The 14,604-nt window shown below is 61.4% G+C and carries 10 protein-coding genes; 1 reads left to right on the plus strand and 9 read right to left on the minus strand.

Annotated elements, in window-relative coordinates; translation table 11 throughout:
• Positions 1-69: 69 nt before the first annotated feature.
• The 8 genes from ACF8GF_RS20065 to ppsA all read right to left on the minus strand — a co-directional run bounded on the left by ACF8GF_RS20065 (position 70) and on the right by ppsA (position 8,405).
• Positions 70-1,104 carry an OmpA family protein gene (locus ACF8GF_RS20065; RefSeq protein WP_176684435.1) on the minus strand — a complete coding sequence of 345 codons (1,035 nt, stop codon included), beginning with the start codon at positions 1,102-1,104 and terminating at the stop codon, positions 70-72.
• A gap of 111 nt (positions 1,105-1,215) precedes the next feature.
• Positions 1,216-1,782 carry an RNA polymerase sigma factor SigX gene (gene sigX, locus ACF8GF_RS20070; protein WP_003248665.1) on the minus strand — a complete coding sequence of 189 codons (567 nt, stop codon included), beginning with the start codon at positions 1,780-1,782 and terminating at the stop codon, positions 1,216-1,218.
• A 113-nt stretch (positions 1,783-1,895) separates the two neighbouring features.
• Positions 1,896-2,720, minus strand: coding sequence for a mechanosensitive ion channel domain-containing protein (locus ACF8GF_RS20075; RefSeq protein ID WP_003248659.1), 825 nt, complete (start codon positions 2,718-2,720; stop codon positions 1,896-1,898).
• A 2-nt stretch (positions 2,721-2,722) separates the two neighbouring features.
• Positions 2,723-2,995: a hypothetical protein gene (locus ACF8GF_RS20080; RefSeq protein WP_028697557.1), complete on the minus strand. Its 273-nt coding sequence runs from the start codon at positions 2,993-2,995 to the stop codon at positions 2,723-2,725.
• A gap of 87 nt (positions 2,996-3,082) precedes the next feature.
• Positions 3,083-4,078: a zinc transporter ZntB gene (locus tag ACF8GF_RS20085; protein WP_176684436.1), complete on the minus strand. Its 996-nt coding sequence runs from the start codon at positions 4,076-4,078 to the stop codon at positions 3,083-3,085.
• Positions 4,079-4,105: 27 nt separating this feature from the next.
• Entirely contained in the window at positions 4,106-4,597 is a 492-nt protein-coding gene (gene rraA, locus ACF8GF_RS20090; RefSeq protein ID WP_003248652.1) for a ribonuclease E activity regulator RraA, read from the minus strand.
• 337 nt (positions 4,598-4,934) lie between these two features.
• Positions 4,935-5,927: an alpha/beta fold hydrolase gene (locus ACF8GF_RS20095; protein WP_339534362.1), complete on the minus strand. Its 993-nt coding sequence runs from the start codon at positions 5,925-5,927 to the stop codon at positions 4,935-4,937.
• 102 nt (positions 5,928-6,029) lie between these two features.
• Positions 6,030-8,405 carry a phosphoenolpyruvate synthase gene (gene ppsA, locus ACF8GF_RS20100; RefSeq protein WP_019752139.1) on the minus strand — a complete coding sequence of 792 codons (2,376 nt, stop codon included), beginning with the start codon at positions 8,403-8,405 and terminating at the stop codon, positions 6,030-6,032.
• A gap of 191 nt (positions 8,406-8,596) precedes the next feature.
• Here ppsA and ACF8GF_RS20105 point away from each other — a divergent pair, with 191 nt between their 5' ends.
• The gene (locus tag ACF8GF_RS20105; RefSeq protein WP_021785502.1) at positions 8,597-9,415 is read left to right on the plus strand and encodes a pyruvate, water dikinase regulatory protein; all 819 of its coding nucleotides are present in this window, start codon (positions 8,597-8,599) and stop codon (positions 9,413-9,415) included.
• 265 nt (positions 9,416-9,680) lie between these two features.
• Here the strand turns inward: ACF8GF_RS20105 and ACF8GF_RS20110 are convergent, their stop codons facing one another.
• Entirely contained in the window at positions 9,681-14,546 is a 4,866-nt protein-coding gene (locus ACF8GF_RS20110; RefSeq protein WP_392460981.1) for an NAD-glutamate dehydrogenase, read from the minus strand.
• Positions 14,547-14,604: the final 58 nt, after the last annotated feature.

Consider the following 14,604-nt stretch of genomic DNA (forward strand, 5'->3'; position numbering starts at 1 on the left):
GAGGTCGGTTAAAACCCAGGCAAAGAAAAACCCGGCCGAGGCCGGGTTTTTCATGAAGCTTCACACCAATTACTTGGCCTGGGCTTCTACCTGAGCTTCAACGCGACGGTTGATAGCACGGCCTTCTTCGGTAGCGTTGTCAGCAACCGGACGGGTTTCGCCGTAGCCAACCGAGTCAACACGGCTGGATTCTACGCCGTACTGCTGGGTCAGGACTTGCTTGACAGCGTTGGCACGACGCTCGGACAGCTTCTGGTTGTAAGCGTCTGGACCCACGGAGTCAGTGTGACCTTCAACCACGGTGGTGGTTTGTGGGTACTGGTTCATGAAGTCAGCCAGGTTTTTGATGTCGCCGTAGCTGTTAGGCTTGACGACCGACTTGTCGAAGTCGAACTTGACGTCCAGCTCAACGCGAACGACTTCGGCAACAGCCGGGCAGCCGTCGGCGTCAACGGTAACGTTGGCCGGGGTGTCTGGGCACTTGTCGACGTTGTCGCACACGCCGTCGTTGTCGGAGTCGGAGCAGACTTCAGCAACTGGAGCCGGAGCAGCTTCAGCTTGCTTCGGGCTACCGCCGAAGTTCAGGCCAACACCAACGCTCGGGGCCCACTCGGTGTCGCCCTGGTCGATGTTGTACTGAGCTTCTACGCCGGCACGGGCGTAGAACATGTCGGTGATGTACCACTTGGCACCAGCGCCAACGTTGGCGAAGGTGGAGTGGTCACGACCGCCACGGCCGGTCTGGCCCAGCGACTGGTGCGAGAAACCAGCGGAAACGTATGGACGGATAGCGTCGTACGGGTTGTTGAAGTGGTAAACGGCGTCCAGGGCGGTGTTCGAGCCCTTGATGTTCTTGCCGTCTTCGCCACGAGCGTTGTGCACTTCGTCGTAGCCCAGACGCAGCTCAACGTCGTCGGTCAGGAAGTAACCGATCGAACCGCCGAACAGGTTGCCGTCGTTCTTGAAGTCGCGCTGGCTGTCGAAGAATTCTTTCTTGTAGAAGATTTCAGTCTCGACGGCGCCTTGACCTTGTGCCATAGCGCCAATCGAAGTGGCGGCTACAAGCGAACCAATGGCCAAGCCCAAGGTGTTTTTCAATTTCATCCGTTAAATCCCCATCTGGTGATAGTTAAGCAGTCCCACCACAAACAAGAGGGACAACTCGACGGCGAGTCTAGCAGAACTCGCCGGTTCGTTAGAGATACTTGCACGCCTCTAAGTTTCATCAAGGCCGGCAAATTTCTCCCGAAGCTTGTCTAGCGCACGCTTGTAACGCATTTTCGTGGCGCTCAGGCCCATGTGCATGATGTCGGCAATTTCCTGAAACTCCAGCTCTGCGACAAAACGAAGCACCAGAATTTCCCGGTCAATCGGGTTCACATGCACCAGCCACTTGTCCAGCCCGCCTTTTTCTTCCGGTTTCGGAGCCTTGTCTTCGGACGCCTCTTCAACAGGGTCCAGACTCAAGGCATCCATCAACCGACGTTTGCGGCGCTCCTTGCGGTACTGGGTAATGCACTCGTTGTAGGTGATGCTGTAGAGCCAGGTCTTGAACTTCGACTTACCCTCGAAGTTTTTCAGCCCGTACAGCACTTTCAGCATCACTTCCTGACAGACATCGTCCGCGTCACGGTCGTTCCCCAGATAACGCGCACAGACGTTGAACAGGGTCCGCTGGTAGCGCCGCATGAGCTCCTCATAGGCGCGGGTAACGTGGTACAGCTCCTCATGCGAACGCGCCACCAACTCTTCGTCTGTGAGCTCGCGGGGGTCATAGCGCATGGGCGGCGAATGAACTTTATTCAAAACGGATCTGGCCGACAGTCAGGTCAATGTCGCCGCGCGACCCCGTGGGTCGAATTTCGCGGCGGCATACATTAACAGCTTTTGTGCGGTTAGCGGCTATTGACTCGCTGTTCAAGCAGCTCGCGGTTAGACAGCGACACCAGTTCGCCATCATCGGTCAGCAGCGTCGTCTTCACCGTACCGATCTCCTCGATATGCCCTTCGACCTCTCCAATCCGCACCTGCTGGCCCACTTGGTACAGCTCGCGTACGTAGATGCCGGCCAGGATCTGCCCGGCGATTTCGCGACTGCCAAGGCCCATGGCCAAGGCAACGGCCAGACCAACGGTAATCAGCCCGATAACGATGACGTGGTTCAGCAGGTCGGTTTTCACTTCCAACTGGCTGATGGCCACCGAGATGCTGATGATGATCACCAGACCTTGGGTGATACGCCCCAGGCCCGCCGAGTATTCCAGGCCGATACCTTCGGCAGCGCCACGTACCAGGCCGTTGGCCACCTGCGCCAGCAGCACGCCGGCCAGCAGCACCAGGGCCGCGCCGAACACCTTGGGCAAGTACAGGGCGAGCATGTCGAGGGTTGCCGAAACCCGCTCCAGGCCCAGCGATTCCGCGGCCGAGACCAGGAAAATGAGCAGCACGAACCAGTAGACGATCTTGCCGATCAGGGTCGAGATCGGCACCTGGATACCGCCCCGACCGAGCATTTTGGTGAGGCCGGTGCCGGCCATCAGGCGGTCCAGGCCAAATTTGGCCAACAGTTTGGACAGCAGCGTGTCGAGCAGCTTGGCCACCACGAAACCGAGCAGCACCACGACCAGCGCGCCAAACAGGTTGGGGATGAAGTTCGCTACCTTGGTCCAAAGGGCAGTCATCGCGGTGACCAGGCTCTGGGTCCAGAGATCGAGTTCCATATTCAATCGGCCTTATCTGCTTTGCTGCCGCTGGCAGCGTTGCGGGAAGAGTGTCGACGCACCGGCGCAACGTGCGCCGAGCCATTGTTCACGGCAATCAGCAGCGCCTGGCACCAGCGGCCAAGCAAGCTGAACAGATCACCCGCGCCAACCTGGCGGTTGGCGGTTTTCAGCACGCGACCCAGGCAAGCGGCGTCATCCCGGTCGTCCCGGTCATTGCCGGAGGGTGACGCCTTGAGCAGGTCGCGCAGGGATTCTTCAAACGGATCGTGCATGGGCACCTCGCGCAGTGTCAGCAAGAGACGAGATGGCCGGGCAACGGGTCACACATCCCGTTGGGACGAATGTTTCAAATTGCACAGCTATACCCACCGCAACCGCCGGAACAGCCACCACTGCCCCACGGCCAACCCCAGCACGACGATGCAGGCGAACAGGAAGCCCAAAGGGTTTTGCGCCCCGGGGATGCCGCCGACATTGATGCCCAGCAGCCCGGTGACAAAGCTCATGGGCAGGAAGATGCAGGTGATGATGCCAAAGCGGTACATGGTGCGGTTCATCCGCTCGCTGCGCCGCCGGTCCTCGCTTTCCAGCACCAGTGCAGCGCGTTCGCGGGCCAGCTCCAGCTCTTCGAGATAACGGATCAGGCTGTTGTTGAGTTCATTCCAGTAATCGGCGTCGGCATTGGCGAACCAGCTCCATTTGCTGCGCGACAACTGCGCGTAGATTTCCCGTTGCGGGGCGAGAAAGCGGCGCAAGCCAGCGGCGCGACGGCGGATCTGCTGCAGGCTGCCCTGTTCCGGGGTATACCGCTCGTCGGATTCAACCTTTTCTTCCTCCAGGTCGACCAGCTCGGCCAGGTCGCTGACCAGGCCCTGAACCTTTTCGGTCAGCAACTCACCCATCAACAGCAACAGTTCCGAGGCCGATTTCGGTCCCCTGCCCTGTTCCAGCAGCTGGAGAATTTCATCGCTGGCGCGCAACGGCCTCAGGCGCAGCGAGATAACCCGCTGCGCCTCGGCAAAGATGCGTACCGAAACCATGTCTTCGGGCTCGGCACCCGGGTTGAGGTTGACGCCCCGCAGGAACAGCAACAGCTGTTCGTCCGCCAAGGGCAGCAGGCGCGGCCGGGTGTTTTCCTCCAGCAGCAGCTCGCAGGCGAACTCGCTCAGGCCGCTGTCGTGCAACAGCCAGGTACGGGTTTGCGGATGGCTGCGGTCCCAGTGCAGCCACAGGCTCTGCTCCGGTTGCAGCTGCAGGTCATCCAGTTCGGTACGGGCAATCGAGCGCGCGCCGCCTTTGCCATCGAGCACCAGGGCATGCACCAGCCCCCACTGCGCGTTGTCTTCCTCCAGCATCAAAGCTCCATCAGCGCGTGCAGCGCATTACTCCGGCATTTTCAGCGGGCTCGGCGAAACCAGCACGCCATTGTTGTCGGCATATACATACTCGCCCGGACGGAAGGTTACCCCGGCGAAGGTCACCACCACGTTGAGATCGCCAATACCGCGTTTGTCAGTCTTCATGGGGTGACTGGCCAGGGCCTGCACGCCGACGTCGGTCTGGATCAGCACGTCGACATCACGCACACAGCCGTAGATCACCAAGCCTTCCCAACCGTTTTTTGCGGCTTTTTCGGCGAGCATGTCACCGAGCAGCGCACGGCGTAGCGACCCCCCGCCATCGACTACCAGTACTTTGCCCTTGCCGTCGAGTTCAACCTGCTCCTTGACCAGCGAATTGTCCTCGAAACACTTGATGGTGACGATCTGGCCACCGAACGAGTCGCGGCCACCAAAATTGCTGAACATCGGCTCCAGTACTTGTACCAGGTCCGGGTAGGCGTCACACAGGTCGGGCGTTACGTAATGCTGCATGGGAAGCTCCTGTCAGTCACAACGAAAGCGGGTATCGGCCAAGGCTACACCTTGGAGGCTGTCGCAGTCATCCGGGACCGGGCAGTCATTTGTATTCATCCTGTACCGGCCCACTCACGCGAGACCCGCGCCTGCACAGGAACACGCCGTTATCCAGGTGTAGGAGCGGGTTTACCCGCGAATACGGTGGCGGCGTCAACGGTGAACGGCGGAGGGAAATTGGCCAGCAGGGCCGGCCCTTTCGCGGGTAAACCCGCTCCTACGACGGCCTGTGTCCACCACCAATCTGTGTAGGAGCGGGTTCACCCGCGAAGAGGCCATGACAGGTGCAGCAAAGTCAGCTGGCAGGCACAGGTTCCGCAACCACAGTGGACGCATGCACCGGCAGCAGCGGATTGCGCAGCCAGCGCTCCACCAGCGGCCACACCTGCACCTGCGCGGCCTTGCTCACCAGCATGTCGACATGCCCGAAGGCCTCGAAGCCCTCCTCACGCCCCAGCCGGAGGAACTGCTTGCGCTCGCCGCCCAACTGCTCGAACAGCTTGCGGCAGGCCCACACCGGGTCCTGGAAGTCCCCAGCGCCGGCCACCGCCAGCAGCGGCACATCCACCTCTGCCAGCCCCGCCCACCAATCGTGCTTTTTGTCGCCAAAGCGCCCGAACAGGCCGTGCCAGCGCATGCTCTCCAGGGCCAGGCCTATCGGCTCGTCTTCAGGCCCACGCTTGAAGCGTGGCCCGGATATCTGCCCCCAACGCTTGAGCACCAGCTTCGCACCCCAAGCCAGCGGTGGCACTTTCAACGGCCAATAGACACGGCTGATCTGGGTGCCGAACAACGCCACGCTGGCCACTTGCTCGGCAGCCAGAAAACCACCGCCCAGCGCAGCTACCAGGGTGGTGCCACCCAAGGAATGGCCAACCCAGTGCGGCGCCTGGCCCGACTGCTCGCGCACGAATGCGTTGATCAACGGCAGGTCATCACGGGCGTAGGCGGCAACGCTGTTGTGCTTCCAGTCCTGGTTACGCGGCGACAGGCCATGGCCGCGCATTTCCGGGATCCAGACATCGAAACCGGCGCGCGCAAGATAGGCACCCAGGCCAACCCCTTTGGGCGAATACCAGAAGCGCCGATTGGAAAAACTGCCGTGCAGGAGAACGACCGGCACGCCTTGGGCCTGACCCTGGTCGGCCAGCCCCAGACGGGTGATGGCGAGCTCGACGCTGGGGTCCGGGCCATTACCGGCCTTGATCCGATACACGTCTTCGCTGAGATCGCCGCGGCGCTCGGCACTGAGCAGGGCCACGGGGAATAGAGTGCTGCTGCTTTGCATAAGGTTGCTTGGTGCACAAAAAAGGGCGGGATCCATTGCTGGAGCTCGCCCTGGAAAAAACCAGGCAAGAGGACGCCAGACGTCCCCCTGCGTTTTACAGCCTCAGGCCGCGCCTTGGCCTTCGGCCAGGAAGAACCAGGTCTCGAGTACCGAGTCCGGGTTCAGCGATACACTTTCGATGCCCTGTTCCATCAGCCACTTGGCAAGGTCCGGATGGTCCGATGGGCCTTGGCCGCAGATGCCGATGTACTTGCCGGCCTTGTTGCACGCGGCAATGGCGTTAGCCAGCAGCTTCTTCACCGCAGGATTTCGCTCGTCGAACAGGTGGGCAATGATGCCCGAGTCACGGTCCAGCCCCAGGGTCAGCTGGGTCAGGTCGTTGGAGCCGATCGAGAAGCCGTCGAAGTATTCCAGGAACTCTTCGGCGAGGATGGCGTTGGACGGCAGTTCGCACATCATGATCACGCGCAGGCCGTTGTCGCCGCGGGCCAGGCCGTTTTCTGCGAGCAGGTCGACAACCTGGCTGGCTTCGCCCAAGGTGCGCACGAACGGCACCATGATCTCGACGTTGGTCAGGCCCATCTCGTTGCGCACACGCTTCAGTGCACGGCACTCGAGCTCGAAGCAGTCACGGAACGATTCGCTGATGTAACGCGAAGCACCGCGGAAGCCCAGCATCGGGTTTTCTTCTTCCGGCTCGTACAGCTTGCCGCCGATCAGGTTGGCGTACTCGTTGGACTTGAAGTCCGACAGGCGCACGATGACCTTTTTCGGGTAGAAGGCCGCCGCCAGGGTGCTGATGCCTTCTACCAGCTTCTCGACGTAGAAGCCGACCGGGTCGTTGTAGCCGGCGATGCGCTTGTCGACGCTGTCTTTCAGGTCGGCAGGCAGGCCCGCATAGTTCAGCAGCGCCTTGGGGTGCACGCCGATCATACGGTTGATGATGAACTCCAGGCGTGCCAGACCGACACCGGCGTTGGGCAACTGGGCGAAGTCGAAGGCGCGGTCCGGGTTGCCGACGTTCATCATGATCTTGAACGGCAGTTCCGGCATGGCATCGACCGAGTTTTGCTTGATGTCGAAGCCCAGCTCACCTTCGAAGATGAAGCCGGTATCGCCTTCGGCACAGGAAACGGTCACGCCCTGGCCGTCTTTCAGTACCTGGGTAGCATTGCCGCAACCGACTACCGCCGGAATACCCAGCTCACGGGCGATGATCGCCGCGTGGCAGGTACGGCCACCGCGGTTGGTGACGATGGCACTGGCGCGCTTCATCACCGGTTCCCAGTCCGGGTCGGTCATGTCGGAGACCAGTACGTCGCCCGGCTGGACCTTGTCCATTTCCGATACGTCGTTGATGACACGAACCTTGCCAGCGCCGATACGTTGGCCAATGGCACGACCTTCGACCAGCACGGTGCCTTTCTCTTTGAGCAGGTAGCGTTCCATGACGTTGGCGCTGGAACGGCTCTTCACCGTTTCAGGGCGGGCCTGGACGATGTACAGCTTGCCGTCGTCACCGTCCTTGGCCCACTCGATGTCCATCGGGCGCTGGTAGTGCTGTTCGATGATCATGGCCTGCTTGGCCAGCTCGCTGACCTCGGCATCGGTCAGGCAGAAGCGTGCGCGCTCGGCGCGGTCGACTTCGACGGTCTTGACCGAACGGCCGGCCTTGGCTTCGTCGCCATAGACCATCTTGATCGCCTTGCTGCCCAGGTTGCGGCGCAAGATGGCCGGACGGCCGGCCTGCAGGGTGTTCTTGTGCACGTAGAATTCGTCAGGGTTGACTGCACCCTGTACGACGGTTTCGCCCAGACCATAGGCACCAGTGATGAATACCACATCGCGGAAGCCCGACTCGGTGTCGAGGGTGAACATGACGCCGGCGGTGCCGGTTTCGGAGCGGACCATGCGCTGCACACCGGCAGACAGGGCAACCAGCTTGTGATCGAAGCCCTGGTGCACGCGGTAGGCGATGGCGCGGTCGTTGAACAGCGAAGCGAACACTTCCTTGGCCGCGCGGATCACGTTATCGACGCCGCGGATGTTGAGGAAGGTTTCCTGCTGGCCGGCGAACGAGGCGTCCGGCAGGTCTTCGGCGGTAGCCGAGGAACGCACGGCAACGGCCATGTTGTCATTGCCGGCGGCCATTTCGGCGAAGGCCGTACGGATTTCCGAATCCAGACGTGGCGGGAATTCGGCTTCCATGACCCACTGGCGAATCTGCGCGCCGGTCTTGGTCAGGGCGTTGATGTCATCTACGTCCAGTGCGTCGAGCGCAGCGTGAATCCTGTCGTTCAGACCACTCTGTTCGAGAAAATCGCGGTACGCCTGCGCCGTAGTGGCAAAGCCGCCCGGCACCGATACACCAGCACCGGCAAGGTTGCTGATCATCTCGCCCAGGGATGCGTTCTTGCCCCCCACATGCTCCACATCATGGACGCCGAGCTTATCGAGGGAAACTACGTACTCTACCAAGGTGATCTCTCCACTAACTGTGTTGGAAAAGCTCAAAAGGCGCCCGCCTGTCTTCTTTGACTTGGCCGGGCGTTTGTGGCCTGTACCTGGAAAATAGGCTCTGCAAATGTGGCAGAATGTCGACAGCCGCATTCGGCAAACCGAACTTATCATATCCAAGAATCGTCATCAGCTTAAGGCCCAGATCGCAAATGAAACGAACCGCGTTCTTCATCTCCGACGGCACGGGTATCACTGCCGAAACCCTGGGCCAGAGTTTGCTCGCGCAATTCGAGAGCATTCCCTTCAACAAATTCACCCGTCCTTACATCGATTCACCGGACAAAGCGCGGGCCATGGTCCAGCAAATCAACGCTGCGGCCGAGCGGGATGGGGTCCGTCCGATCATCTTCGACACCATCGTCAACCAGGACATCCGCGAGATCCTGGCGACCTCGAATGGCTTCATGATCGACATCTTTTCTTCGTTTTTATCCCCACTTGAGCAGGAATTGATTGCCCATTCGTCGTATTCCGTGGGCAAATCCCACTCGATCGGCGGCAATTCCAACTACATGGAACGCATCGAGGCGGTGAATTTCGCCCTGGATAACGACGACGGTGCACGCACCCACTACTACGACAAAGCCGACCTGATTCTGGTTGGCGTTTCGCGTTGCGGCAAGACCCCAACCTGCCTTTACATGGCCATGCAGTTCGGCATCCGTGCCGCCAACTACCCGCTGACCGAGGACGACATGGAGCGCCTGCAACTGCCGGCGGTGCTGAAAAAGCACCACAACAAGCTGTTCGGCCTGACCATCGACCCCGACCGCCTCACCGCCATCCGCCACGAGCGCAAGCCCAACAGCCGCTATTCCAGCTTTGCCCAGTGCGAGTTCGAAGTACGTGAAGTGGAAAGCCTGTTCCGCCGGGAGAACATTCCCAACATCAATTCCACGCATTTTTCGGTGGAAGAAATTTCCGCCAAGATCCTGGTCGAAAAAGGCGTGGAGAGGCGGTTCAAGTAAACCTGTCCGGGCCCGCTCCCCTATAGGACCGGGTTCACCCGCGAAAGGGCCGGCCCTGCTGGCCAATCTCCCCGGCCACTCACCGTTACCGCCGCTACCGTATTCGCGGGTAAACCCGCTCCTACACAGATCAGTGTTGGACACACATCGAGGGTTGGACACAGGCCGTTGTAGGAGCGGGTTCACCCGCGAAAGGGCCAGCCCAGGCATACAAAAAAAAGCCCCGGCATCACTGCCGGGGCTTTGCTTTACCTCACCACAAGGCTCAGGACGGCACCACGGCTGCCTGCCCACTCATGGCCAGGTCGACCAGCTCGCGGTTGGCCACCGCGTACATCGCATAGTCAATACCCGTGGCATTGCGCAGGTCGTCGAGCATGGCGCGCCAGCGTTCCACCATTCCCCGGTGCTGCTCTGCCCACAGCGCCACACGAGCATCCATGTCTTCCGGTGCATCAACCATCTGCAGGACCGAAATGGTGATCGCCCGCTGCTGCAAGTCGATATCGTCGCGGAATGCCTCGCGGGCCAGCGCCTGCCAGTTGTTTTCCACCGGCAGGTTGCTGATTTCCTGCAGGTACCAGGTCAGGTCCAGCGCGCTGCCCACGGCGAAGAATGCCTTGGCCACCTGCGCCGGCTCATGGCCGGTAACGTCGGCCGCTTCAATGATCGGCAGCAGGGTGTACAGGTGGCTGGTACCTGCCACCATACGCGCCAGCAACTCCGGCACACCGGCCTCGACAAAGCCCTGGTAGCGCACCATCCAGCGTTCGCGGGTGGGGCCTTCGAGCAGCTCATCAAGTTTCAGACCCAACTGCGCGATCTTCGGCCCGAAGTGCGCGGTATCGCGCCCAGCGTCCTGTTCGTTACGGCGGCTACGCAGGAACCAGCGGGTGGCACGGCGGCCCAGGCGCATCAGCTCGTCCATCAGGGTGAGCTGGATTTCTGCTGGTACCTGATAGTCCAGTGCCTCGATCTGGCGGAACCAGTGCGGCAGGTGGAAGATGTCGCGCACGATCACATAAGCGCCGGCCACGTTGGCCGGGCTCATGCCGGTCGACTCCTTCAGGCGCTGGACGAAGGTGATACCCATGTTGTTGACCAGGTCGTTGGCGATCTGGGTGCTGACAATTTCGCGCTTCAGGCGGTGGCGGCGCATGGCCTCGGCGAACTTGCTGACCAGGGACGGCGGGAAAGCGGTGTCCATGTCACGGGTCAGGTAGTCGTCGTCCGGCACCAGCGACTTGAGCAGTTGCTCCTTGAGGTCGATCTTGCTGTACGAGATCAGCACCGACAGCTCGGCGCGGGTCAGGCCCTGACCGGCAGCCAGACGTTCGGCCAACTGCTCTTCGGACGGCAGGAATTCGATGGCGCGGTCCAGCTTGCCACGCGCCTCGAGGTCGGCCATCAGGCGCTTGTACTCGGCAATCCGCTCGCGGGCGCGGCGGGCGGCCAACGACAGCGCCTGGGTCTGCTTGTAGTTGTTGCCCAGCACCAGCCCGGCGACTTCGTCGGTCATGCTGCCCAGCAGCTGGTTGCGCTGCTTCTCGGTCATGTCGCCACCCTGCACCACTTCGTTGAGCAGGATCTTGATGTTGACCTCGTGGTCGGAGCAGTCCACGCCGCCGGCGTTGTCGATGAAGTCGGTGTTGGTGGCGCCGCCGTTCAGGCCGAACTCGACCCGGCCGAGCTGGGTCATGCCCAGGTTGCCACCCTCGCCCACCACCTTGCAGCGCAGTTCGTTACCGTTGACCCGCAGCGCATCGTTGGCCTTGTCGCCCACATCGGCGTGGCTTTCAGTGCTGGCCTTCACGTAGGTTCCGATGCCGCCGTTCCACAGCAAGTCCACCGGGGCCTTGAGCAGCGCGTTCAGCAGCTCGGTCGGGGTCAGGCGGTCGGCTTCGATGGCGAAGCGCTCCTTCATCTGCGCACTGATGGCGATGCTCTTGGCACTGCGCGGGAAGATCCCGCCGCCTTCGGACATGATGCTGGTGTCGTAGTCGCTCCAGGCCGAACGCGGCAGATCGAACAAACGCTTGCGCTCGGCAAAGCTGGCGGCTGGCTCGGGGTTGGGGTCGATGAAGATATGCAGGTGGTTGAACGCTGCCACCAGTTGCAGTTTGTCGGACATCAGCAGGCCATTGCCGAACACGTCGCCCGCCATGTCGCCCACCCCGATGACGGTGATCGGGTCTTCCTGCACGTTGATGCCACGCTCGCGGAAGTGACGCTGTACGCCCACCCAGGCGCCGCGTGCGGTAATGCCCATTTTCTTGTGGTCGTAACCGGCCGAGCCGCCCGAGGCAAAGGCGTCGCCGAGCCAGAAGCCGTAGTCGATGGCAATGCCGTTGGCGATGTCGGAGAACGTCGCGGTGCCTTTGTCGGCCGCCACCACCAGGTACGGGTCGTCATCGTCATGACGCACCACGTTGGCCGGCGGCACCACGCCACCGTCCTTGAGGTTGTCGGTGATGTCGAGCAGGCCGGAAATGAAGATGCGATAGCACGCCACGCCTTCGGCGGCAATCTCGTCACGGCTACCGCCAATCGGCAGACGCCGCGGCAGGAAGCCGCCCTTGGCGCCGACCGGCACGATGACCGAGTTTTTCACTTGCTGGGCTTTGACCAGGCCCAGCACTTCAGTGCGGAAGTCTTCTTCCCGGTCGGACCAGCGCAAGCCGCCACGGGCGACGTTGCCAAAGCGCAGGTGCACGCCCTCGACGCGTGGCGAATAGACGAATATCTCGAACTTTGGCACCGGTTTGGGCAGTTCGGGGATCAGCTTGGGGTTGAACTTGAAGCTGAAGTACGACTTGTTCTGGCCGTTTGCGTCGGGCTGGTAGAAGTTGGTACGCAGGGTGGCCTTGATCAGGTCCAGGTAGCGCCGCAGGATGCGGTCTTCGTTGAGCACCTGAACGTCGTCCAGCGCAGCCAGAATGGCCTGCTCCAGGCGCTGCTGCTTGTCGTCAAGGTCGTCCTGGGTGAGCTTGCGTGCCAAGTAGAAGCGGGTCTTGAACAACCGGGTCAGCTCGCGCGCGATATCGGTGTGGTTGTTCAGGGTACTGGCGATGTAACCCAGGTCGAAGCCCAGGCGAATCTGCTTCAGGTAACGGGCGTAAGCGCGCAGCAGGGCCACGTCGCGCCATGGCAGGCCGGCAGTCAGTACCAGGCGGTTGAAGGCGTCGTTCTCGGCGTCACCACGGACGATGTGGATGAAAGCGTCCTGCAGGGTGTCGTTGAGCTGCTGGATCTCCAGGCTCAGGCCTTCGCTGTAGGTGAAGGCGAAGTCGTGAATCCAGTATTCCCGGCCATTAGCATGGCGCAGGCGATACGGGAACTCGCCGAGCACGCGCAGGCCAAGGTTTTCCAGAATCGGCAGCACATCGGACAGCGCCAGCGGGGTGTCGGCGTGGTACAGCTTGCAGTGCAGCGTGCGCTCGCCAACCTGGGTCAATGGTTGGTAGAAGCTCATTGCCAGCGGCTTGCTTTCCGACAGGCTCAGCACATGCTGCAGGTCGACCACCGCCGAGTGTGCAGCGAAGCGCTCGCGGTACCCGGCCGGGAAGCCTTTGGGGAACTCGGCAAGGATGTTGGTGCCCTGGGCTTCGCCGAAGTTCTCTACAACCAGTGCCGAGTAATCGTCATGCCACGAGCGGCAGGCCTGGATGACTTCGCGTTCCAGCTGCTGCGGGTCGATGTCGATGCGGTTCTTGGGGTCGACCCGCAGAATCAGTTGCACACGGGCCAGAACCGATTCGGAGAAGAAGGTCCAGAACTCGCAGTCGCTGGCCTTCAGACGCTCCATCAGCACCTGCTGGATCTTCTGCCGCACTTCGGTGGAGTAGATTTCCCGCGGGACGTAGGCCAGGCAGTAGCAGAAGCGGCCGTACGGATCTTTGCGCAGGAACACGCGGATCTTGTTGCGCTCCTGGATCTGCACGATTGCCATGACTGTGCTGAACAGCTCGTCGATCGGCGTCTGGAACAGGTCGTCGCGCGGCAGCACTTCCAGCACCTGGGCCAGTTCCTTGCCCAGGTGGGCCTTGGGATCGAAGCCCGAACGGCGCTCGACTTCGGCCACCTTCACGCGGATGTACGGAATGGCATGCACGCTTTCGCCATACACCGACGAGGTGTACAGCCCCATGAAGCGGTGCTCCTTGATCACCTTGCCATCGGCGTCCAGCTGACGGATCGACACGTAGTCCGGGTAGGCCGGGCGGTGCACGCGGCTGGGCAGCGCGGCCTTGGCGAACGACAGCAACAGCGGCTCGTTGAGGTAGGCCACGGCATAGTCTTCGATGCGCAGCTCTTCTGCCTTCAAACCCACGCGCAGGCGACGCGGCAAGCCGAGGAACGACTGCCCGTCGTAGACCATCTGGCCGCCATCGGCGTCGCCCTTGACGGTGAATTCTTCATAGCCCAGGAAGGTGAAGTGGTTATCCAGCAGCCACTCGAGGAAGGCCTTGACTTCGCCCTTCTCGTTTTGGGCAGGGCCAAAGGCAGTCTGCTCCACCTGCGCCACCACTTCACGCAGCTTGGCCTTCATCGGTTCGAAGTCGGCCACCACCACCCGTACCTCGGCCAGCACCTGCTCGATTTCGCGGGTCAGCACTGTCAGCTCGGCGGCGTTGGCGCAGCGGTCGATCTCCAGGTACATCAGTGACTCGTAGCACACGCCCTCGCCCTGGGTACCCTTGGGCAGCAGTTCCAACAGCTCGCCCTTGGCACCACGGCGCACGCTGAGTACGGTGGTTTGCAGGGTGTGGATGCTGTAACCACGGCGATTGAGCTCGGTGCGCACCGAATCGACCAGGAACGGCAGGTCATGGTGCAGCACTTCGACCACGGTATGGGTCGACTGCCAGCCATTGCGTTCGTAATCAGGGTTGTACACCCGTACTTGCGGATATTCGGGGTCGAAACGCTCGATGATGCGCCAGGCTGACAGGGTGCAGCCGGCCAGGTCGGAAAGCCTGCGTTGGGTGAGTTCGTCCAGAGAGATGATGCCGAAGAACTGCTCGGCGAACAGCGCCACTTGTGGCAGGGACTGCTCGCTGATGTGCTGCGCCAGGGCCGCTTGCAGTTGATGCTGAAAGTCGGCTTTGCTGGCTGCGGTGAAGAACGCCATCTGTGGTACTCCGCTTGGGCTTTGTAATAATTGAAGCGTCGCTGCGTGCGCCGTGTTC

Source organism: Pseudomonas sp. yb_5 (assembly GCF_043103865.1).
GTDB lineage: Bacteria > Pseudomonadota > Gammaproteobacteria > Pseudomonadales > Pseudomonadaceae > Aquipseudomonas > Aquipseudomonas putida_Y.

Coding starts and splice junctions, on each gene's coding strand:
- ACF8GF_RS20065 (WP_176684435.1), bottom strand. CDS start 1,104: ATGAAATTGAAAAACACCTTGGGCTTGGCCATTGGTTCGCTTGTAGCC.
- sigX (WP_003248665.1), bottom strand. CDS start 1,782: ATGCGCTATGACCCCCGCGAGCTCACAGACGAAGAGTTGGTGGCGCGT.
- ACF8GF_RS20075 (WP_003248659.1), bottom strand. CDS start 2,720: ATGGAACTCGATCTCTGGACCCAGAGCCTGGTCACCGCGATGACTGCC.
- ACF8GF_RS20080 (WP_028697557.1), bottom strand. CDS start 2,995: ATGCACGATCCGTTTGAAGAATCCCTGCGCGACCTGCTCAAGGCGTCA.
- ACF8GF_RS20085 (WP_176684436.1), bottom strand. CDS start 4,078: ATGCTGGAGGAAGACAACGCGCAGTGGGGGCTGGTGCATGCCCTGGTG.
- rraA (WP_003248652.1), bottom strand. CDS start 4,597: ATGCAGCATTACGTAACGCCCGACCTGTGTGACGCCTACCCGGACCTG.
- ACF8GF_RS20095 (WP_339534362.1), bottom strand. CDS start 5,927: ATGCAAAGCAGCAGCACTCTATTCCCCGTGGCCCTGCTCAGTGCCGAG.
- ACF8GF_RS20105 (WP_021785502.1), top strand. CDS start 8,597: ATGAAACGAACCGCGTTCTTCATCTCCGACGGCACGGGTATCACTGCC.
- ACF8GF_RS20110 (WP_392460981.1), bottom strand. CDS start 14,546: ATGGCGTTCTTCACCGCAGCCAGCAAAGCCGACTTTCAGCATCAACTG.